The organism is Peptoniphilus grossensis ph5 (assembly GCF_000311825.1).
Taxonomy (GTDB): domain Bacteria; phylum Bacillota; class Clostridia; order Tissierellales; family Peptoniphilaceae; genus Peptoniphilus_A; species Peptoniphilus_A hominis.
Genome location: NZ_HE978570.1, coordinates 44,781 through 64,469 on the forward strand (window position 1 = coordinate 44,781; position 19,689 = coordinate 64,469).

The 19,689-nt window shown below is 34.8% G+C and carries 22 protein-coding genes; all 22 read right to left on the minus strand.

Annotation, left to right across the window (positions count from 1 at the left end; all coding sequences use genetic code 11):
- Positions 1-258: 258 nt before the first annotated feature.
- Positions 259-909 (minus strand): potassium channel family protein, encoded by a 651-nt coding sequence (locus HGPG_RS09405; protein ID WP_019125835.1) that lies wholly within the window; start codon positions 907-909, stop codon positions 259-261.
- 3 nt (positions 910-912) lie between these two features.
- A complete protein-coding gene (locus tag HGPG_RS09410; protein ID WP_019125836.1) occupies positions 913-2,241 on the minus strand; it encodes a TrkH family potassium uptake protein in 1,329 nt (442 codons plus the stop codon).
- Positions 2,242-2,307: 66 nt separating this feature from the next.
- Positions 2,308-2,658 carry a 50S ribosomal protein L20 gene (gene rplT / locus HGPG_RS09415; RefSeq protein WP_019125837.1) on the minus strand — a complete coding sequence of 117 codons (351 nt, stop codon included), beginning with the start codon at positions 2,656-2,658 and terminating at the stop codon, positions 2,308-2,310.
- A 12-nt stretch (positions 2,659-2,670) separates the two neighbouring features.
- The gene (rpmI, locus tag HGPG_RS09420) at positions 2,671-2,862 is read right to left on the minus strand and encodes a 50S ribosomal protein L35 (protein ID WP_019107680.1); all 192 of its coding nucleotides are present in this window, start codon (positions 2,860-2,862) and stop codon (positions 2,671-2,673) included.
- An 11-nt stretch (positions 2,863-2,873) separates the two neighbouring features.
- Entirely contained in the window at positions 2,874-3,461 is a 588-nt protein-coding gene (infC, locus tag HGPG_RS09425) for a translation initiation factor IF-3 (RefSeq protein WP_245543905.1), read from the minus strand.
- Between the two features lie 105 nt (positions 3,462-3,566).
- Positions 3,567-4,184: a uridine kinase gene (gene udk, locus HGPG_RS09430; protein ID WP_019125839.1), complete on the minus strand. Its 618-nt coding sequence runs from the start codon at positions 4,182-4,184 to the stop codon at positions 3,567-3,569.
- Positions 4,174-5,403 carry a peptidase U32 family protein gene (locus HGPG_RS09435; RefSeq protein WP_019125840.1) on the minus strand — a complete coding sequence of 410 codons (1,230 nt, stop codon included), beginning with the start codon at positions 5,401-5,403 and terminating at the stop codon, positions 4,174-4,176. The genes udk and HGPG_RS09435 overlap by 11 nt, the downstream gene beginning before the upstream one ends.
- A complete protein-coding gene (locus tag HGPG_RS09440; protein ID WP_019125841.1) occupies positions 5,390-6,046 on the minus strand; it encodes an O-methyltransferase in 657 nt (218 codons plus the stop codon). The genes HGPG_RS09435 and HGPG_RS09440 overlap by 14 nt, the downstream gene beginning before the upstream one ends.
- Before the next feature lie 42 nt (positions 6,047-6,088).
- Entirely contained in the window at positions 6,089-7,750 is a 1,662-nt protein-coding gene (locus HGPG_RS09445; protein WP_019125842.1) for a ribonuclease J, read from the minus strand.
- Positions 7,750-8,208, minus strand: a complete 459-nt coding sequence (locus HGPG_RS09450) for a Fur family transcriptional regulator (protein ID WP_019125843.1) — start codon at positions 8,206-8,208, stop codon at positions 7,750-7,752. Before HGPG_RS09450 ends, HGPG_RS09445 begins: the two co-directional genes overlap by 1 nt.
- An 8-nt stretch (positions 8,209-8,216) precedes the next feature.
- The gene (locus tag HGPG_RS09455) at positions 8,217-8,456 is read right to left on the minus strand and encodes a DUF1292 domain-containing protein (protein ID WP_019125844.1); all 240 of its coding nucleotides are present in this window, start codon (positions 8,454-8,456) and stop codon (positions 8,217-8,219) included.
- An 8-nt stretch (positions 8,457-8,464) separates the two neighbouring features.
- The gene (gene ruvX / locus HGPG_RS09460; protein ID WP_019125845.1) at positions 8,465-8,881 is read right to left on the minus strand and encodes a Holliday junction resolvase RuvX; all 417 of its coding nucleotides are present in this window, start codon (positions 8,879-8,881) and stop codon (positions 8,465-8,467) included.
- Between the two features lie 57 nt (positions 8,882-8,938).
- A complete protein-coding gene (locus HGPG_RS09465) occupies positions 8,939-9,193 on the minus strand; it encodes an IreB family regulatory phosphoprotein (RefSeq protein WP_019125846.1) in 255 nt (84 codons plus the stop codon).
- 47 nt (positions 9,194-9,240) lie between these two features.
- Positions 9,241-11,856 carry an alanine--tRNA ligase gene (alaS, locus tag HGPG_RS09470; protein ID WP_019125847.1) on the minus strand — a complete coding sequence of 872 codons (2,616 nt, stop codon included), beginning with the start codon at positions 11,854-11,856 and terminating at the stop codon, positions 9,241-9,243.
- Between the two features lie 77 nt (positions 11,857-11,933).
- A complete protein-coding gene (locus tag HGPG_RS09475; RefSeq protein WP_019125848.1) occupies positions 11,934-13,217 on the minus strand; it encodes an AI-2E family transporter in 1,284 nt (427 codons plus the stop codon).
- Between the two features lie 4 nt (positions 13,218-13,221).
- Complete coding sequence (locus HGPG_RS09480; protein WP_019125849.1) at positions 13,222-14,349, minus strand: cysteine desulfurase family protein; 1,128 nt, start codon at positions 14,347-14,349, stop codon at positions 13,222-13,224.
- 7 nt (positions 14,350-14,356) lie between these two features.
- Positions 14,357-14,752, minus strand: a complete 396-nt coding sequence (locus tag HGPG_RS09485; protein WP_019125850.1) for an RrF2 family transcriptional regulator — start codon at positions 14,750-14,752, stop codon at positions 14,357-14,359.
- An 11-nt stretch (positions 14,753-14,763) separates the two neighbouring features.
- Positions 14,764-15,219 carry a Fe-S cluster assembly sulfur transfer protein SufU gene (gene sufU, locus HGPG_RS09490; protein WP_019125851.1) on the minus strand — a complete coding sequence of 152 codons (456 nt, stop codon included), beginning with the start codon at positions 15,217-15,219 and terminating at the stop codon, positions 14,764-14,766.
- Positions 15,209-16,450, minus strand: a complete 1,242-nt coding sequence (locus HGPG_RS09495; RefSeq protein WP_019125852.1) for an aminotransferase class V-fold PLP-dependent enzyme — start codon at positions 16,448-16,450, stop codon at positions 15,209-15,211. The genes sufU and HGPG_RS09495 overlap by 11 nt, the downstream gene beginning before the upstream one ends.
- A gap of 1 nt (position 16,451) precedes the next feature.
- Entirely contained in the window at positions 16,452-17,498 is a 1,047-nt protein-coding gene (locus HGPG_RS09500; RefSeq protein ID WP_019125853.1) for a SufB/SufD family protein, read from the minus strand.
- A 7-nt stretch (positions 17,499-17,505) separates the two neighbouring features.
- The gene (gene sufB, locus HGPG_RS09505) at positions 17,506-18,918 is read right to left on the minus strand and encodes a Fe-S cluster assembly protein SufB (protein ID WP_019125854.1); all 1,413 of its coding nucleotides are present in this window, start codon (positions 18,916-18,918) and stop codon (positions 17,506-17,508) included.
- Positions 18,919-19,665 (minus strand): Fe-S cluster assembly ATPase SufC, encoded by a 747-nt coding sequence (gene sufC, locus HGPG_RS09510; protein ID WP_019125855.1) that lies wholly within the window; start codon positions 19,663-19,665, stop codon positions 18,919-18,921. It lies immediately after the preceding gene.
- Positions 19,666-19,689 lie beyond the last annotated feature (24 nt).

The following is a 19,689-nucleotide window of genomic DNA, read 5'->3' on the forward strand; positions in this document are numbered from 1 at the left end:
CTTAAAAATTTTTTCTGTGATAAAATAAAAAGAGGTGATGGTTTGATGAATAAATATCTTGAAATAATTGTCTATTTTACTGCTTTGTTTGGATACTTTTTGACTAAATACACAAAAATAATTAAAGACGAAAAACTAAGAGGCAAAGTCTCCTATGTCTTTAACCTTATAGCTTGGCTTCTGCTTGTATATGAATTCATTCTAAAAAAAATTTTTATAAATTTTGCAAAAAAAAAAAAATAAGGGCAACTGCCCTTATTAATTTACTTCTGTAAATCTTTTAATATCCTTATCGGAACCTAAAACTGTTAAGATGTCCTCTTCTTTTATCTTAAAAGAAGCAAGAGGGTTTACAAAATTTTCTCCAGCTCTCTTAACCATTAAAACATTAAAATTATAATCCTCTCTAAGTTTTAAGTCACGGATTTCTTTACCATTCATCTTTGGGCTTGCCTTTAAATCATAAATAGTATAGCCCTTAGAAATTTCATTGGCATCTAGTAAATAATCATTGGATAAATTATTTGCAAGTCTAAATCCCATGTCTCTTTCAGGGAAAATAATTTTATCTGCCCCACACTTTAACAAAATTTTTCCAAATCTATAATTAGGTGCCTTGGCAATAACTTTTTCGATTCCCGCTTCCTTTGATGCAAGGACTGCCATGACGGCAGCTTCAAGATTTTCTCCAATGGCAATTACTGCAACATCATAATTTTTTAGTGCAAGCTCTGTCATTGCCTTTTCATCTTCAAGGTCACATATAACTGCTTCAGTAACATTTTCTGAAATTGCGTCAATTTTTTCTTCGTCATAATCTACAATTACAACATCATTTTTTAAATCATATAATCTTGTGGCAACAGTAGAACCAAATCTACCACAGCCAAATACAATAAATGTCTTCATAAATTACCCCACTATTATTTTTCCTTCTGAATATTTCGTGTGTTTCTTTCTGTGATTATCTAAAATTCCCACACCTAAAGTTGCCGCTCCCACTCTTCCAAGATACATTAAGACAATTAAAATTATCTTTGAAAGAGAACTTAAATCTGCAGTGATTCCTCTACTAATACCAACTGTTCCAAAGGCTGAAACAATTTCGTACAAAATATCTAAATATAAAAATTTCCCCTGCTCAATAAGTGTAATCCAAAGAGAAGAAAATATTACTAAGAAAGATCCCAAGGTGAAAATACAAAGAGATTTAATAAGTGTATTATAGGGAATTGTCTTGTGAAATATTTCTGTCTCTTTATTTCCCCTTAAAACAGAAATTGTTGATGATAATAAAACTCCAAAAGTTGTAGTCTTAATTCCTCCACCAGTTGATGCTGGAGAGGCACCAATAAACATTAACATTATAGTTACAATTACAGAACCTTCTTGCATCTTTCCTATGTCAATTGTATTAAAGCCAGCTGTTCTCGATGTGACAGACATAAAGAAGGAAGATAAAATTTTCCCCTTTAGAGACAAACCTGCCATAGCTGGACTCCTGTATTCAATTAAGAAAAAAGCAAGAGTGCCCACTAAAAGTAGCATTGCCGTAAAGGAAATTACAACCTTTGAGTGAAGACTTAAATTTTTAAATCTTTTCTTTCTATATATGTCAATAAAAACTGTGAAACCTAAACCACCAAAAATTATTAAAATAGAAATTGTCATGTTGACAGTAAAATCAGACACATAATCCGTTAGAGAATTGCCTATGATGTCAAAGCCTGCGTTACAAAAGGCAGAAATTGAATGAAAGATAGAAAATAAAATTCCTCTTTCAAGTCCAAAGTCTGGGATAAATTTTGTGGCAAGTAAAATTGCCCCAATAAGTTCTACAGTCAAAGAAAATTTAATAATATAAATTACAAGTCTAATGATGCCCTTGCTGGTATCTGCACTTGTCTGTTCCTTTATAATTCTTCTCTCAGTAATTCCAATTCTCTTGTTAAGTGCCATGGCAACAAGGGACAAAAACACCATTGTGCCCAGACCCCCAATTTGAATTAAAATAATTATAACGACTTTGCCAAAGGCAGTCCACTGAGTGGCAGTGTTGGCGACAATAAGTCCCGTTACACAGGATGCCGATGTAGATGTGAAGAATGCATTTAAAAATCCAATTCTCTCGCCATTTGCACTTGCTATGGGAAGGTCTAATAGACAGGCGCCCAAGAAAATCAGTGCAAAAAAAGAAAGGCATACTATAAGAGGTGGATTCTTTTTTAATTTTCTAATCATAATACCCTCAAAAAATTTTTTATATATTCATTATACAAAAAAAAGCTCCCTAAAGGGAGCATAAAATTATTGTTCCTTTGCAATTTGAACTAGTTTAGCAAAACCTTCTGGATCATTAATAGCCATTTCAGAAAGCATCTTTCTGTTAATGTTAATGTTAGCTTTCTTAAGACCATTAATAAACTTAGAATAGCTCATGCCATTAATTCTTGCAGCAGCATTAATTCTTGTAATCCAAAGTTTTCTAAAATCTCTTTTTCTTTGTTTTCTACCAATGTATGAGTAGTTTAGAGATTTCATAACAGCTTGGTTTGCAGTTCTATATAATTTTGATTTGGCACCAAAATATCCCTTAGCTTGTTTTAGGATATTATTATGTCTTTTTTTAGCGTTAACGCCTCTTTTTACTCTAGCCATCTTTACCTCCTATTAAGGGATCATGTGATCAATTCTCTTTTGATCACCTTTAGAAACTAAACTGCCCTTTCTAAGTTTTCTTAGTCTTTTAGCAGTTTTCTTACCAGTTAAATGTCCTTTATAAGCATAAAATCTTCTAAGCTTTCCAGAACCAGTTCTCTTAAATCTCTTGGCGGAAGCTCTGTGAGTTTTCATTTTTGCCATAAAAATCCTCCTTAATTATCAGACTTATCTTTGTCTTTTCTCTCTGAAAGGAACATCACAAGACTTCTTCCTTCCATTTTAGGTTTTTTGTCCACAACTCCATACTCAGAAATTAAATCATAAAACTTGTCGAGAACATCTCGTCCAAGATCAGTGTGACCCATCTCTCTACCTCTAAATCTAACTGAAACCTTAACTCTATCACCATTTTTTAAGAAATCAATAGCTCTATTGGCTTTAGTATTTAAGTCATGATCTTCAATATTAGGAGTTAATCTAAGTTCCTTAATATTGATAACCTTTTGTTTTTTCTTAGCTTCTTTTTCTTTCTTCTCTTGTTCGTATCTGTATTTACCATAGTCCATTATACGACATACTGGTGGTTTTGCGTTTGGCGCAACATTGACTAAGTCCAGTTTTTTAGATATAGCCAAATCGATGGCTTGCATCTTAGGCACAACGCCTAATTGATTGCCTTCATCATCTACTAATCTGACTTCCTTTTCCCTTATCTCTTCATTGATTTGAAGTTCTTTAATTTCTAAGCACCTCCGTAAATTAAAAAAGCAGGCACCCAAAGATGCCCGCAAATTCATCATAATTTTTAAACAACCTAAATGACCCTGCCATTAGGTGAGAAGCGGACTTCTTCTTTAATAACAGATGATATGATAACACATAGTTTTTGTCTTGTCAAATGTTTTTTATACTAAAGATTTAATTTTTTGGTATAAAAGATCAATTGCCACTTCATTTTCGCCGCCTTCTGGAATAATTATATCGGCATACCTCTTTGAAGGCTCAACAAATTGAAGGTGAGATGGTCTAACTGTTGCCATGTATTGGTCAATAACTGAGTCAAGAGACCTTCCCCTCTCATGCATATCCCTTTTAATTCTTCTAATAATTCTCACATCGGCATCTGTGTCCACAAAGACTTTTATGTCCATAATGTCGATTAAATTTACCTCATTAAAAATTAAGATGCCTTCCAAAATTATAATTGGCTTTGGATAAACTATCTCCTTTTCCTTTTTTCTGTTGTGAAGGGAAAAGTCATAAATTGGCTTTTCAATTTCCTTGCCTTCCTTTAACATCTCTAAGTTCTCAAATAAGAGGTCGTTATCAAAGGCAAGGGGATGATCGTAGTTAGTCTTTACTCTCTCCTCAAAGGCGAGATTTGACTGGTCCTTGTAATAAGAATCTTGCTCAATTACAGACACATTTTCTTTTCCAATAAGCTCAATTAATTTTTTTGTGACAGTGCTCTTTCCACTACCACTTCCACCACATATGCCAATAATGCAGGCTTTAGTCTTCATTTTCTCTCCTCAAAATAAATCCTTTTTCAATAGACTTATCTATTTTTATCTTAAAAATTTGCTTTGCCTTGTTTGCAACTTCAATTTCCCTGTCCTTGTCATCTAACATCCTTTCGATTTTGTAGTCGAAGTGTTTGATGCCAGGGCCAAAAATTTCGATTTCGTCGCCAACAAAGACCCTATTTCTTTGCTCAATAGTTGCTATCTTTGAGTCCTTGTCATAATCAAGGACAATTCCCACAAAGTCATAGCCCCTGATGTAGGAGTTGTCTTCATAGACTTGTGAATTTTCATTGGCCTTGCCATAAAAGAATCCCGTAGTAAAATCTCTGTGGCTAACTTTTTTTATCTCTTCCAAAAGATAGGGATCGTACTTATAATTTTCCCTGTCGGCATAGTAAGCGTCAATTGCCATTCTGTAAGACCTAATAACAGTTGCAAGATAGTATTCACTTTTTACTCTGCCTTCGATTTTTAAGCTGGCTATGCCTGCCTCGATTAAGTCGTCAATGTGCTCAATCATGCATAGGTCCTTGGAGTTCATGATAAAAGTGCCCTCATCATGTTCTTCAATTGGAAAATATTCTCCAGGTCTCTTTTCTTCAACTAAGTGGTACTTATACCTGCAAGGTTGTGCGCAGTCGCCCATGTTGGCATCTCTTCCCGTCATGTAATTTGACAAAAGGCATCTCCCTGAGTAGGACATGCACATGGCACCGTGAGCAAAGGTTTCAATCTCAATGGAATCTCCAACTTCCTTTATTATATCAGAAACTTCCTTTAAACTTAATTCCCTTGCCATTACAACTCTTTCTGCCCCAAGTTTTTGCCAGAATTTTACTGTTTCGGCATTTGTAACTGAGCCTTGAGTTGAAATGTGAATTGGAAAATCTGGTGCCACTTCCTTTACCTTCATAAACATACCTGGGTCTGCAACTATTAGGGCATCCACTCCAATATCATAAAGTTTTTTGATGTAATCTTCTACTCCCATCATGTCCTTGTCGTGAGGGATAATATTTAAAGTTACATGAAGGGTTTTTCCCCTCTCGTGCAAATAGTCTGCTGCCCACTTTATATCTTCAAGGGAAAAATTCTTTGATGCCTTTCTAAGTCCAAAGCTTTCTCCTCCAAGGTAAACTGCATCGGCACCATAGTCTACTGCAGTCTTTAATTTATTAATATCACCAGCTGGTGCTAAAAGTTCAATCTTCTTCATCTTTTCTCCTAACTAAAAGGACTCCATCTCCAATGGGAACTACAGAAGAGATAAATCTCTCGTCTTCTGAAATGTCCTTTAAAAATTTTCTAAGTCTTTTTACAATAGTTATCTTTCTTCTCTTTACTAGGGAGTCCTCTGCAATCATGCCTTTAAATAGGACATTGTCGCAAATTATAAGTCCCTTTTCCTTTAAATTTTTTAGTGCGGAGTCAAAATACTTTTCGTATTGACCCTTGGCAGCGTCAATAAAAATTAAGTCGTAGGACTCTTCTAAGTCCTCCAAAAAATCATAGGCGTCACTTTCGTGGACAGAAATAATATTTTCAAGGCCTACATCGGAAATATTTTTCCTGGCAATTTCTGCCATTTCAGATTTTAATTCAACGCTGTCAATTTTTTCTATGCACTTATTTCTCTTGGCAAAGGAAATAGATGAGTAACCAATGGCTGTGCCCAGTTCCAGAACTTTTTTTGGCTTTTGCATTGAAATCAAAAAATTTATAAATTCTTCGCTTTCCCTTTCGATTATGGGCACATGATTTTCCTCTGCAAAATCATTCATCTCTCTTAGTTTCTCATCGTCAATTTCTTTTAAATTTCTCAAATAATTTTCTATATAATCGTAATTTATATTTGGCATAATTCCTCTAAAAAAGGGAACCTAATAGATTCCCTAAATGTCCTAAACTTCCATAATAATTGGCAAAATCATAGGATTTCTCTTTGTGTTTTTGAAAATATAGGATCTCAAATTGTCTCTAATGTCAGACTTGAGTCCATTCCAGTCCTTTAAATTGTCTCTTGAGTCATCATTTAAGATTTTTCTAACAACATTTTTTGCGTCTTCGATTAAATCTTCAGACTCTCTTACATAGACAAATCCTCTTGAAATTATATCAGGTCCTGATACAACTTTTCCTTCTTTTGTAATAGTTATTACAACTATAATGAGTCCATCTTCAGAAAGATGTCTTCTATCTCTTAATACAATGTTTCCTACATCGCCAACGCCAAGTCCATCAACTAAAATATTTCCTGAAGGAACATCGCCAACGAGCTTTGCCTCTTTTTGTGAAATTTCAAGGCAGTTTCCATTTTCCATAATGAAAATATTCTCTTCTGGCATTCCCATTTGAGTGGCAATCTTAGCGTGTTTCATCAAGTGTCTAACTTCGCCGTGAGCAGGAATAAAATATTTTGGCTTAACTAAGCTTAAAATTAGTTTTAACTCTTCTTGGCAAGCGTGACCTGAAACGTGAATTTCTGAAAGAGTTTCATAAATTACCTTTGCCCCTCTCTCAAGAAGTCTGTTTATAACCTTTGTAACGGCATTTTCATTGCCAGGAATTGGAGTTGCTGAAAGAATTATAGCATCATTTGGTGTAAGCTGAATCTTTCTGTGTTCTCCATAGGCAATTCTTGTAAGGGCAGACATTGGTTCACCTTGTGAACCTGTTGTGATTAACACAATTTCGCTGTCGTCATACTTATCCATATCTCTTATGTCTACAAAGGTGTCTTTTTTAACCCTAAATTGTCCCAGCCTTCTTGCAGTTTCAGTAACATTTACCATAGACCTGCCAGATAAGACAACTTTTCTGCCGTATTTTTCTGCAGAGTTTATAATTTGTTGGACTCTATGCACATTTGATGCAAAAGTTGCAATGATAATTCTGTTGTCTTGCAAGTTTTGGAAGAGTCTATTAAAGGTTTCCCCAACTTTAGATTCACTCATTGTATAGCCTGGTCTAAGGACGTTTGTAGATTCACCAATCATGGCAATAACGCCCTTTTCGCCTATTTCTGCAATTCTGGTTAGGTTAATTGGCTTGCCACTAATTGGCGTAAAGTCCACCTTAAAATCTCCTGAATGATAAACATATCCAAGAGGTGTCTTTATGGCAAGGGCACAGGCATCTGGTATAGAGTGGTTTACATTTATCCACTCAACTTCCATCTTGCCAAGCTTCACTACATCTCCAGCATTAACTACATGGAGCTTGTCCTTAGAAAGTCTGTGTTCCTTTAATTTATTTTCCAAAAGTCCAATAGTAAGTCCCGTTCCATAGATGTCTAAGTCTAGCTTTCTTAAAACATAAGGAATTGCCCCTATATGGTCTTCGTGACCATGAGTTAATACAAGTCCTCTAATCTTATGCTTATTGTTTTCCAAATAAGTCACATCTGGTATTACAACATCAATACCAAGCATTTCGTCTTCTGGGAAAGTCATACCACAGTCGATAATAATAATATCATCTCTGTATTCTACAACTGTAAGATTTTTTCCAATCTCGTGAAGTCCTCCCAGTGGAATTATCTTCACTTTATTAGTATTTTTCATTAATTTGCCTTCTCCTCAAATTTGTGGCGGCAGTCTTCGCAATAACCCATAAATTTTAGAGTGTGGTCAACTATCTTAAAATTCTTTTCTTTTTCAACTTTAGCTTCTAGTTCATTTAAATTGTCGATATCAACTTCTTCGACTTTTCCGCAATTTATACAGACAAGATGATGGTGTCTATGACCTTCACTTGGGACTCTAAGTTCATATCTAACAATGTTGTCGTCAAATACAATTTGATCTAATACGCCAAGCTTGTGAAATAATTGGACAGTCCTATAAATAGTTGCAATACCCATTTCAGGGTCTTTCTTTGCAACTAAATTATAAACTTCTTCAGTAGTCATGTGTTTATCCTTATTGTCCAAAAAGATTTCGTAAACCTTAGCTCTTTGTTTTGTGTATTTGTAACCCTTGTCTTTTAAGATTTTCTTAACAGGATCAATATTTATATCCATAATATCACCTAGTCTAATTCGTCCAAAAGTTCTTCATAGGCTTTTTTTGCTTCTTCAAGTTCATCGTCATCGATGCCAGCAAGAAGCTCGTCACCATCTTCATCTTCTATCACTTTTAATATATAGATTTCTGGCTCTTCTTCATCTGTATAGAGTGCAACATAGTCTGTGTCATCAATTGAAAATTTTGCGTCAACAAAAAATTCAACTTCAACGCCATCTTCATCATATAATTTTATTTTATCCATTTTATCACCTATAAATTAAATCTATCCAGATAGGATTGCAGAATGTATGTGGCTGCAATTTTATCTATATATTTTTTTCTATTTTCTCTGCGAACAGAACCCTCTATTAAAACTTGTTCTGCCATTAAAGTTGTCATTCTCTCGTCAACATACTCAATTTCAACATTAAATTTATTCTTCAATTTTTCTGCGAACTTCATGACCTTTTCACTTTGTGGCCCAATAGTATTGTTCATGTTCTTTGGAAGACCTACCACTATTTTTTCTACATTATATTCTTTTATTATGTCATGAATTTTATCATAGGCTATTTTATTTGACTCTCTCTTAATTGTCACAAGAGGTTGGGCTGTAAGCATTAAAGCATCTGAAATAGCTACTCCAATCCACACATCTCCAACATCAAGGCCTAGAACTCTATTCATATAACCACAACCTTTACAGGTACATATATAATATGTAAAAGAGATGGTCTAGCCATCTCAAATCTTTTCTAAATAAACTTTTAACATCTCTTGTAAAAGCTCATCACGCTCTACTTCTTGTATCATGGATCTTGCATTATCATGGCTTGTAATATATGTGGGATCGCCTGATAATATATATCCAATAATTTGGTCAGAAGGATTATAACCCTTTTCTTCTAGAGCATTATAAACAACCTTTAAAACACTCTTAATTCTCTCTTGTTCCAAACTGCTTTTTTCAAAAATTTGTGTATTATTGTTTTGATCCATAATTACCTCCAAATAGATTATATCATAAAATATCTATTTTGATAATATTATAAAAGCTCGCTTAGCTTGTTTAGAGCTTCCTCTACTTTATCTATGTCCTTGGCACCAGCAGTTGCCATATCAGGTCTTCCGCCGCCACCACCGCCAGCAACTTTTGCGATTTCTTTTATAATTTTGCCTGCGGCAATTTTCTTTTCAACTAAGTCCTTTGAAACTGCACATACAAAGTTAAGTTTGCCATCATTTACTGTTGCAAATAAAACTACAACTGAGCCAACTTTATTTCTAACTTCATCAGCCAAGTCACGAAGAGTATTTACATCTACTCCCTCAAATTTTTTGATGACATAATTTATGCCATTTTTATTTTTAACTGCATCCAAAATACCAGAAATTTGATCCTTAGCCATGTCGTGTTCAAGTTTTTCAATTTCTTTATTTGCTTCCTTAAGGCTCTTAATATTTAATTTTATCTTTTGTAAAATTTCTTCCTTATTAGACTTTAGTTCCCTGGCTATTTCTTCTTGTTCATCCTTAAGTTCATTTAAATATTTCAAAACAGCAGGACCAGTAATAGCTTCAATTCTTCTAATACCGTTACTTATACCACTTTCAGATAGGATTTTAAACATGGAAATTTCAGAAGTATTGGAAACATGAGTACCGCCGCAAAGCTCGCGAGAATAATCTCCCATGGAAAGAACCCTAACTTCCTCATGATATTTGTCTTCAAATAAACCAATAGCTCCCATTTCCTTTGCTTCATTTAAGTTTGTAAGCTTAGTTTCAACTGGAAGACCTTCAAAAATCTTTTCATTTACAATTTTTTCAACTTCTTCAATTTCTTCTTTAGACATTGCTTCAAAGTGTGAGAAGTCAAATCTCATTCTGTCTGGCATAACTAGTGAGCCAGCTTGGTTTACATGATTACCTAAAACATCTTTAAGGGCTCTGTGAAGTAGGTGAGTTACAGAGTGGTTTCGTCTTATATTATTTCTTCTTCCTACATCTATAATAGCCTTGACAGGAGCTTTTTCTAGCTTTCCTTCTTCAACTTCTACAAGGTGAAGGTGAAGTCCATCCTTAGTCTTTTTAGTATCTGTAACTTTTAACTTAAATTTATCAGAAATAATTTCTCCAGTATCGCCTACTTGTCCACCACTTTCGCCGTAAAAAGTAGTCTTGTCTAAGATGGCAATGCCTCTTTCACCTTCATTTATGGAGTCCACAATTTCGTCCTCATCAGAAATTATTCTTATAATATTTCCCTGACATTCATTTTTTTCATAGCCCAAGAAGTCGTTAGAAAGACCTTCAAATAGGTGCTTGTTGTCTTGGTTGGCCCAACCAATATTCTTGTCCTCTCTTGCTTCTCTAGCTCTTCTCTTTTGATCTTCCATTTCAGCTTCAAAGCCTGCCATGTCAACATCGAAACCTTCTTCTTTTAAGATTTCTTCTGTCAAGTCAATTGGAAAGCCGTAAGTGTCGTAAAGTTTGAAAGCTTTTTTGCCGTCAAGTAGCTTTTCACCACTTGCCTTCATTTCTTCGATGTTGGCATTAAGTCTTACAAGACCATCGTCAATAGTTTCTAAGAATTTTTCTTCTTCTCTTCTGATTATTTCCTTAATGGACTTTCTATTTTCCTTTAGTTCCTTGTATTGGTCTCCCCAAGAGTCCATTACCATGTCTGCAATTTCATAAAGGAAGGCTCTCTCTATGCCAAGTTTTCTTCCGTGTCTTGCTGCTCTTCTTATAAGTCTTCTTAGGACATAGCCTCTACCTTCATTTGAAGGCACGATTGTGTCAGAAATCATAAAAGTCATAGCCCTAATGTGGTCTGTTATAACTCTAAAGGAGATGTCTGCCTTTTTGTCTTCCCCATATTTTTTGCCTGAAACTTTTGCAATTTCGCCGATAATGTCCTTGATTGCGTCAATTTCAAAAATATTGTCAGTCCTTTGTAGAACTGTGGCAATTCTTTCAAGTCCCATTCCTGTATCAATATTTGGATGTGAAAGTGGATTGTAGTTTCCTTCTTCGTCCTTATCAAATTGAGTGAAAACTAAGTTCCAAACTTCGATAAATCTGTCGCCTTCGCCACCAGGTCTTTCGTCAGCTGATCCGTATTCAAGACCTCTATCTACATAAATTTCTGAACAAGGACCAGATGGACCAACTTCAAGCTCCCAGAAGTTATCATCTTTACCAAGTCTAATTATTTTTTCTTCAGGTATTCCTATTACATCTTTCCAAATGTTGTAGGCTTCGTCGTCATCTTTATAAACTGTAACCCAAAGATCTTCCTTTGGAATTTCAAGATTAACTGTCAAAAATTCCCAAGCCCAAGGTATTACTTCGTGCTTGAAATAATCTCCAAAGGAAAAGTTGCCAAGCATTTCAAAAAATGTTGCGTGCCTATCTGTTAAACCTACATTGTCTATGTCGCCAGTTCTAATACATTTTTGGCAAGTAGTAACTCTCTTTGCAGGTGGAATTTCTTCTCCAGTGAAGAATTTTTTCATTGGCGCCATACCTGCTCCAATTAAAAGTAATGATTTGTCATTTTTTGGAATTAGTGAAAAACTTGGTAGTATTAAATGATCCTTTGATTCAAAAAATTTTAAAAATTCAGTTCTTATATCGTGTAAACCTAAATATTTCATATACAACTCCTATTAAAAATCCTCCCATACCCTGGGAGGATGTGCTATAAATATTATAATTATAAAGAATATGATTGTCAATTAGAGCTATATCTGTCATTGTATTTTAATTTTGCAAAATCAATTAGAATACAGATAATTGATGTTATCGGAACGGAGATTACCATTCCCCATACACCAAAGATCCCCCCACCTATGATTATTGAAATTAAAATTAGTAGTGGGTTAAGCCCTGTGCTGTCTCCAATAAGTTTTGGAGCAAGTATATTATTTTCTACCCATTGAACTACTAAGAAGAGAACTAGTACCCAGAAGGCCTTAGCTGGAGAATCCACTAGGGCAAATAATACTGCAGGAACACATCCGAGCAGTGGTCCAACATAAGGAATAATATCTGCAACGCAGGTTATGAGTCCAATGATTATGGCGAAGTCTACTCTTAGAATCAATAGATAAATCATAGTTAGGATTCCAACGAAGATTGCCATGAGCATTCTTCCCCTAATAAATTGTTGGAGGGCTACATCAATTCTATTAGCCAAAAATGCAAGGTCGTCTCTGTATTTATTTGGAATTGACTTTTTTACTTTGAGAGTGAATTTTTCCTTGTCCACTGAAAAGTAGAAGGAGAAAATAATTATTAGGACAAGCCTAAAGGCAGATGTCAAAGCTCCATAGACCTTAGAGAAAAGTCCAGAGAGTGAACCCATTAGTGAACCCTGTGCCTTTGCAACTAGGTCATTAATAGTTTTTGTCATGGAGTTTAAAATATTTGAGACGATTTGTGGTGTCTCAACATCTCCCTCTACCTTTGGATTTGACTCCTTGTATACATCTATAAAGTTTTCAGGAAGCTCGATGTTAAACTTAGCAAAAATTTCTGTCAAGAAATTATTTACATTTTTAGTCAAGGTATCAACCATTCCTGGCAAGCTAGTGAGCAAATTTGAAATTTCGTTAATAGTTTTTGGAATAACAGAAATTATTAAAATTGCAAAGATTAAAAATACTGAAATATAAACTATTATTACTCCAAATTGTCTCTTTACGCCCTTCCTCTCCAAAAAATTTACTATGGGATCAATTATGTAGGCAAAAATAATTGCTATAATAATTGAGGAAAGAGTGTAACCCAAAATTGAAAATTTATTAAAAATTATGGTTATTAAATAGAGAATTAAAATCCCTATAAATATTTTTGTAATTAATTGCAGATCTATGCTTATTCTCTTTTTGCCTTCAATATATCTATTTCCTATATTTACTAGGTAGTAAATCGCCAAAAATATTAGGAGAATAGATAATATTGCCAGGGCATAAATCATAAATCTCGCAGCATTACCGGAAATTTGTTCCAACATATTATCACCTGTTCTTGAACTTTTTCATCCCTTGGCTTATCTTTTCCACTACATAATCACATTCTTCCCTTGTGTTGTTGTGATTAAGGGAAAGCCTAAGCATGGAAAGAGAATCTTCTTCGCTTCTTCCAATTGCCCTAAGGACATGGGATGGATTTATACTTCCTGCTGCACAAGCAGATCCAGAGGAAACACATATATCATACATATCTAGGTACTGCACCATAGTTTGTGGCTTAGTATCCTTTAAAGTGATATTAATATTTCCAGGAAGTCTCTTTTCTCTTGGACCATTTAAAATAATTCCATCAATGTTTAAAAGTTTTTCAATAGTATAATCTCTTAAATCTCTTGTGTAACTTATATTTTCATCAATATCTTTATAAGCATCTTCTAGAGCCCTTCCTATGCCAACAATAGATGCCACATTTTCTGTGGAGGCTCTCATGCCTCTTTCTTGTTCTCCACCATTTATGAAGGGAGAAATTTCTGTACCCTCTTTGATATATAAAATTCCTATTCCCTTGGGAGCTCCAAGTTTGTGACCTGACATAGAAAGCATATCTACATTTAAATCCTTTAGGTTAAATTTAATATTGCCCATGGCTTGCACTGCATCTGTGTGCAGTAAAATATTTTTCTCGCCAGCAATTTTTGAAATTTCTTCTATGGGCTCTATAGTTCCTATTTCATTGTTGGCAAACATAATGGAAATTAATTTTGTATTGTCCCTAATTTTTTCACTTAATTCATCTAAATTGACAAAGCCTTCTTGGTCAACAGAAATCAGAGAGTAATCACTACCCAATCTCTTTACTGCCTTAAGTGAATTTAAAATAGCTGGATGTTCTATCCTTGATGATATTATATGATGTTTTTCCCTTGGATTCAATGATTCTTTTATAACCCAGTTGTCTGACTCAGTACCTGATGAGGTAAAATAAATTTCACTGGGCTTAGTTTTTAAAATTTCTGCAATTTTTATTCTTGAATTTTCAATTGCTGCCCTAGATTTTTGTCCCAGAGAATAAATTGCCGATGCATTCCCATAATTTTCTCTCAAATAGGGAAGCATGGCATTAAGAACACTTTCTGTTACTTTTGTAGTGGCAGCATTGTCCATGTAAATCATAATAACCTCACATGTCTGCTAGAGTCATGGACTCCATTACATCTTCAATTTGTCCTTGAAGTTTTGATAAAATATCTCTTGTTGCACAATCCTTAAGCTTGCCGCAATTAGAATTTTTGCCAAGGTCGCAACATGAAAGGGACATGTCTCCTTCAAGGGCATTTATTATTTCTCCAATGGCAATTTCCTTTGGGTCTCTTGAAAGTACATAGCCGCCGCCTGCTCCTCTTATAGATTTCACAAGGTCAGCCTTCCTAAGAAGTGTGAAGAGTTGCTCCAAATAAGATTCAGATAAGTTTTCTTCCTTTGCAATATCCTTTAGTGCAATGGGACCCTTGCCCATATTTTCCTTTAAATTATACATTGCCATTAAACCGTAACGGCCTTTTGTAGAAAGTTTCATTTAATCACCTCTTATGATGGAATAAAAGATCCTTCTTCTTTATTATTTTCTAACATGTCCTTTAAGGTGTACCAGGAAAGGACTGCGCACTTAACCCTGGCAGGAAGTGTGCTAATGGATTCAAAGGCAATGGCATCGTCAAGATCTTCTAGTTCATCAGGGTCTGTAACTTCTCCCTTTACCATTCCTATAAATTTTTTTGCCCTTTCAATGGCTTTTTCCACCTTTAAGCCCTTTACATTGTCGCACATTATTGATGTAGAAGCTTGTGAAATTGCACAGCCATGACCTGTATAAGAAATGTCTTCTATTATTCCATCTTTTACTTTTAATTCAAGAGTAATTTCATCGCCACAACTTGGATTGTGTCCAAGTTCCTTGTGAGTGTAACCTTCTAATTCATGTCTATTGTGTTTATTTCTTGAATGTTCCAAAATTAATTCAGTGTAAATATTATCAAGATTCAATTCCCAAAATCCTCCTTACATCTTCAAGATGTTCTACGAAATAATCAATTTCTTCCACTGTGTTGTAAATCGCAAAACTTGCTCTACAAGAAAAGTTTGAACCCAAAAATCTATGAAGTGGTTGGGCACAGTGGTGACCTGACCTTATGGCAATTCCAAAAGTATCAAGAATTGATGCAACATCGTGAGGGTGAGCTTCTTTAAAGTTAAAAGATATAACTGGCGCCCTGTTCTTGTCACTTGTTGTATAAACTTCAAGGTAATCTAATTTTTTTAGTTTGTCGTAAGCATAGTCAGTTAAATATCTTTCATATTCGTCAATTTTATCCATGCCATACTTATTTATAAAGTCAATGGCTGCTGCAAGGTTTACTGCCCCTTCAACATTGGCAGTTCCCGCTTCAAATCTTTGTGGTGCATCTAAGAAAGTTGTCTTGTCTTCGTAAACATATTCGATCATGTCGCCACCTGATAGGAATGGCTCCATTTCATTTAAGAGCTTTTCTTTTCCATAAAGGACGCCAATTCCTAGAGCAGAATACATTTTGTGTCCAGAAAAAGCTAAAAAGTCAACATCAAGCTGGCTGACATTTACTTTTCTGTGAGGCACAAGTTGTGCACCGTCTAAAATAATTTTTGCAGGAGACTTTTCTCTTGCGTATTTAACAATTTTTTCAATGTCAGGATTTGTTCCAACTACATTGGATGCACCTGTTATTGACAAAATTTTTGTCTTTTCAGTGACTTTTTCTTCAATTTCAGAAAAAGGAATTTGTTTGTCCTCGTCAATGTATAAATATTTTAATTTTGCCCCAGTTTTTTTGGCAACTTCTTGCCAAGGAACTAGGTTTGAGTGGTGCTCCATTATTGAAATTAAAATTTCGTCGCCCTCACTTAAATTGTTAAGTCCATAGGAGTAGGCAATTAAATTTAGTGCTTCTGTTGCATTTCTTAAAAATACAATTTCACTTGCCTTTTTTGCTCCCACAAAGTCGGCAACCTTTTGTCTTGCATCTTCATAAACTTCTGTGGACTTCATGGCAAGATAGTGAGCTCCCCTGTGGGGGTTTCCATTTTCATTTTCATAAAAATTCTTTATATTTTCTATAATCTCACGAGGCTTTTGTGTAGTTGCCCCATTGTCAAAGTAGACAATGTCTTTGCCATTTGGCTTTAATTTTAAAAAGGGAAACTCTTTTCTAATATCTTCAATTTCATTTTTTGTAAACATATTAATTTCCTCTCTTTATAATTTTTCTAACTGAATCCCAAACTTCTTCTCTCAACTTTTCATCAGAAAGAGCGTCAATGGCACGAGAAAATTTAGATTCAACTATTAAGGCTTCAGCTTCTTCGTGGCTAATGCCCCTAGACATTAAATAAAATATTTGGTCCATGTCAAGCTTACCTGCACTTGATGCGTGATTGCCAACTACATCGTCTTCGTGGGCAAGCATTAGTGGGACTGATACTGAATGAACTGTGTCGTCAAGTAAAATTGAATACTCTTCTTCTGAGCCAACAGCACCCCTCGCCCCTTCAATAAATTGTAGGTTTGACTTAAAGTTTTTAAAGGCTCTGTCCTTTAAGGCTCCATTTACCAAAATATCTGACTCAGTTTTTTTGCCCCTGTGGATCATGTCGTAATTCATGTTTAGATACTCGTCCTTTTGACCAAAGTAAATTGAATCTACTATTGACTGAGACTTTTCTCCAATTAACTCACACTTATAATTTGTGTAAAGTTTTCCTGCCCCAAGTTCATATTGGTGAAGAGTTACCTTTGCTCCATCTTCTGTATAAATGCCAATGGATTCAAGGACAAGGGACTTGTCATCGTCTCTTGCAATGACAAAAACTTCTACTTCAGAATTTTCCTTGGCAAGAACTTTTATTACAGAATTTCTAAATTTTTCACCTTGACCAGAAGATGTGTAGTCTAAAACTACTTTTAATTTTGAATTTTTTTCTGCAATAATGTGATGGAGATCAAAGAGTTCAGAATAATCGTCATCTAATTCAAATAATTTAAAGTCTTCTCTCTCTTCACCTTCTTTTGCCTCGTAAGAATTATAATAATTTAAATATTTTCTATTTAATTCTAGTGCATCTTCTGAAATTCCATATTTTATTTTTTCAAATTCAGAAATTTCTCCTGGATTTTTTTCTCCAACTTCTCTATATAAGATCCCCTTAATTTCAGGAATTTTTATTTTAGTTTCATTTACCCTTAAAAAGCTAAAAGTCTTAAAGGCAATTTCATTTCCAATTATATTCATCTTTCACCTACCCAATAGCTCCAACAAGTTCAAGGTTAATGAGGTTGTTCATCTCAACTGCATACTCCATAGGAAGTTCCTTGGCAATTGGCTCTGCAAATCCTCTTACAACCATTTCCTTTGCCTCTTGTTCTGAAATTCCCCTTGACATCAAATAAAAAATTACAGAGTCAGAAATTCTTCCGATTTTTGCTTCATGTCCAATGTCGATGTCGTTGTTTTCAATATTTATTGTAGGAATTGTATCAGAGCGAGACATTGAGTCAAGCATAAGTGACTCACAGGATGTTGAGTTCTTTGAGCCCACAGCATTTTCCTTTATTTCAACGAGACCCCTATAAATTGCAATTCCGCCAGATTTTGAAATTGACTTAGTGTTTATAGTTGACTTAGTGTGTGGTGCTGCGTGAACAACTTGTGCTCCAGTGTCAAGATTTTGTCCTTCACCTGCAAAGGAAATGCCCGTAAATTCACTAGATGCATTTTCTCCAACTAAAATTGATGCAGGATAAAGCATTGAAACCTTTGAACCAAAGGAACCTGAAACCCATTCGATTTTTCCATTTTTTTCAACAATGGCTCTCTTTGTGTTTAAGTTGTACATATTTCTTGACCAGTTTTCAATTGTCGAATATCTAAGAGTTGCTCCTTCGCCAACGAAAAGTTCAACTGCACCTGCGTGCAAGTTTATTACATTGTACTTTGGAGCAGAGCAGCCTTCTATGAAGTGACAGTAGGCTCCGTCTTCTACGATTATAAGTGTGTGTTCAAATTGACCTGCACCTGGAGCGTTAAGTCTAAAATAAGATTGTAGAGGTATATCTACATTTACTCCCTTTGGCACATAGACAAAAGAGCCACCAGACCAAACTGCATAGTGAAGGGCAGCATACTTGTGAAGCTTTGGAGTGATGCACTTGCTAAAATATTTTTTTACGATTTCTGGATATTTTTTAAGTCCACTTTCAAAGTCAGTGTAAATAACTCCCTGGTCAGACAAATATTTTTGAATGTTGTGGTAGACTACTTCAGAGTCGTATTGTGCTCCAACACCAGAAAGCATAGCTTCCTTTTCAGCTTCAGGTATGCCAAGCTTGTCAAAAGTATCTCTTATTTCGTCGGGAACATTTTTCCAGTCGTCAGACATGTCAGCATCAGGTCTGATATAAGTTGTGATTTTATCCATGTCAACTTCTGAAAGGTCTGGACCCCAGTCAGGATTTTTCTTTTCATTAAAAATCTTTAATGCCTTTAGTCTACTTTCAAGCATCCATTCTGGTTCATCTTTTTCAGCAGAAATTTGTCTTACAATTTCTTCTGTAAGTCCCTTTTCAGTCTTGGACCTAAAAGTGAATTTATTTTTAATATCATAGACGCCGCGGTCCATGTCTTCTACATAAGTTTTTTCTGTCTTAGCCAATTATTTCACCTCTTCTCTTATCCAATTGAATCCTTCTTTTTCGATTTTATCAATTAGAGAAGCGTCTCCTTCTTTTACAATTTGTCCGTCTAAAATTACGTGAACAAAATCAGGTTTTATATTATCTATAAGTTCCTTGTGGTGAGTGATAATTAAAACTGCATTGTCCTTATTTAAAAACTTTTCAATTCCGCTAGAAACTATTCTTGTTGCATCAACATCAAGTCCTGAATCTGTTTCATCAAGAATGGCAAGCTTTGGATTTAGCATAAGCATTTGAAGAATTTCATTTTTCTTCTTTTCTCCACCAGAGAAGCCAACATTTAAGTATCTCTCTGCATAAGAAGAATCCATTTTTAATTCTTCCATTTCCTTTTTGATTTCCTTTTTAAATTTTAAAATAGAAATTGTCTTGTCTTCCTTTAAAGACTTAGCTGTTCTAATAAAATTTTCTACAGAAATCCCTGGCACTTCTTCTGGACTTTGGAAGGACATAAAAAGTCCCTTGTTAGCTCTCTTGTCTGTTGTAAGGTCGCTTATGTCTTCGCCATCTAAAAATATTTTTCCGCTTGTCACATTGTAAACTGGGTTATCCATAATTACATTGGCAAGTGTGGACTTACCTGAACCATTTGGTCCCATAATTACGTGAACTTCGCCGTAATTAATTTTTAAATTTATATTTTTTAAGATCTCCTTATCTTCCACGCCTGCACTTAAATTTTCTACTCTTAATAACTCTGTCATACTTCCTCCATTTATAAAAAATAA

What these genes read in the sequence shown, in the direction of transcription:
- HGPG_RS09405 (WP_019125835.1), bottom strand. Translation starts at nt 909, where the DNA reads ATGAAGACATTTATTGTATTTGGCTGTGGTAGATTTGGTTCTACTGTT.
- HGPG_RS09410 (WP_019125836.1), bottom strand. Translation starts at nt 2,241, where the DNA reads ATGATTAGAAAATTAAAAAAGAATCCACCTCTTATAGTATGCCTTTCT.
- rplT (WP_019125837.1), bottom strand. Translation starts at nt 2,658, where the DNA reads ATGGCTAGAGTAAAAAGAGGCGTTAACGCTAAAAAAAGACATAATAAT.
- rpmI (WP_019107680.1), bottom strand. Translation starts at nt 2,862, where the DNA reads ATGGCAAAAATGAAAACTCACAGAGCTTCCGCCAAGAGATTTAAGAGA.
- infC (WP_245543905.1), bottom strand. Translation starts at nt 3,461, where the DNA reads ATGATGAATTTGCGGGCATCTTTGGGTGCCTGCTTTTTTAATTTACGG.
- udk (WP_019125839.1), bottom strand. Translation starts at nt 4,184, where the DNA reads ATGAAGACTAAAGCCTGCATTATTGGCATATGTGGTGGAAGTGGTAGT.
- HGPG_RS09435 (WP_019125840.1), bottom strand. Translation starts at nt 5,403, where the DNA reads ATGAAGAAGATTGAACTTTTAGCACCAGCTGGTGATATTAATAAATTA.
- HGPG_RS09440 (WP_019125841.1), bottom strand. Translation starts at nt 6,046, where the DNA reads ATGCCAAATATAAATTACGATTATATAGAAAATTATTTGAGAAATTTA.
- HGPG_RS09445 (WP_019125842.1), bottom strand. Translation starts at nt 7,750, where the DNA reads ATGAAAAATACTAATAAAGTGAAGATAATTCCACTGGGAGGACTTCAC.
- HGPG_RS09450 (WP_019125843.1), bottom strand. Translation starts at nt 8,208, where the DNA reads ATGGATATAAATATTGATCCTGTTAAGAAAATCTTAAAAGACAAGGGT.
- HGPG_RS09455 (WP_019125844.1), bottom strand. Translation starts at nt 8,456, where the DNA reads ATGGATAAAATAAAATTATATGATGAAGATGGCGTTGAAGTTGAATTT.
- ruvX (WP_019125845.1), bottom strand. Translation starts at nt 8,881, where the DNA reads ATGAATAGAGTTCTAGGCCTTGATGTTGGAGATGTGTGGATTGGAGTA.
- HGPG_RS09465 (WP_019125846.1), bottom strand. Translation starts at nt 9,193, where the DNA reads ATGGATCAAAACAATAATACACAAATTTTTGAAAAAAGCAGTTTGGAA.
- alaS (WP_019125847.1), bottom strand. Translation starts at nt 11,856, where the DNA reads ATGAAATATTTAGGTTTACACGATATAAGAACTGAATTTTTAAAATTT.
- HGPG_RS09475 (WP_019125848.1), bottom strand. Translation starts at nt 13,217, where the DNA reads ATGTTGGAACAAATTTCCGGTAATGCTGCGAGATTTATGATTTATGCC.
- HGPG_RS09480 (WP_019125849.1), bottom strand. Translation starts at nt 14,349, where the DNA reads ATGATTTACATGGACAATGCTGCCACTACAAAAGTAACAGAAAGTGTT.
- HGPG_RS09485 (WP_019125850.1), bottom strand. Translation starts at nt 14,752, where the DNA reads ATGAAACTTTCTACAAAAGGCCGTTACGGTTTAATGGCAATGTATAAT.
- HGPG_RS09495 (WP_019125852.1), bottom strand. Translation starts at nt 16,450, where the DNA reads ATGTTTACAAAAAATGAAATTGAAGATATTAGAAAAGAGTTTCCCTTT.
- HGPG_RS09500 (WP_019125853.1), bottom strand. Translation starts at nt 17,498, where the DNA reads ATGAATATAATTGGAAATGAAATTGCCTTTAAGACTTTTAGCTTTTTA.
- sufC (WP_019125855.1), bottom strand. Translation starts at nt 19,665, where the DNA reads ATGACAGAGTTATTAAGAGTAGAAAATTTAAGTGCAGGCGTGGAAGAT.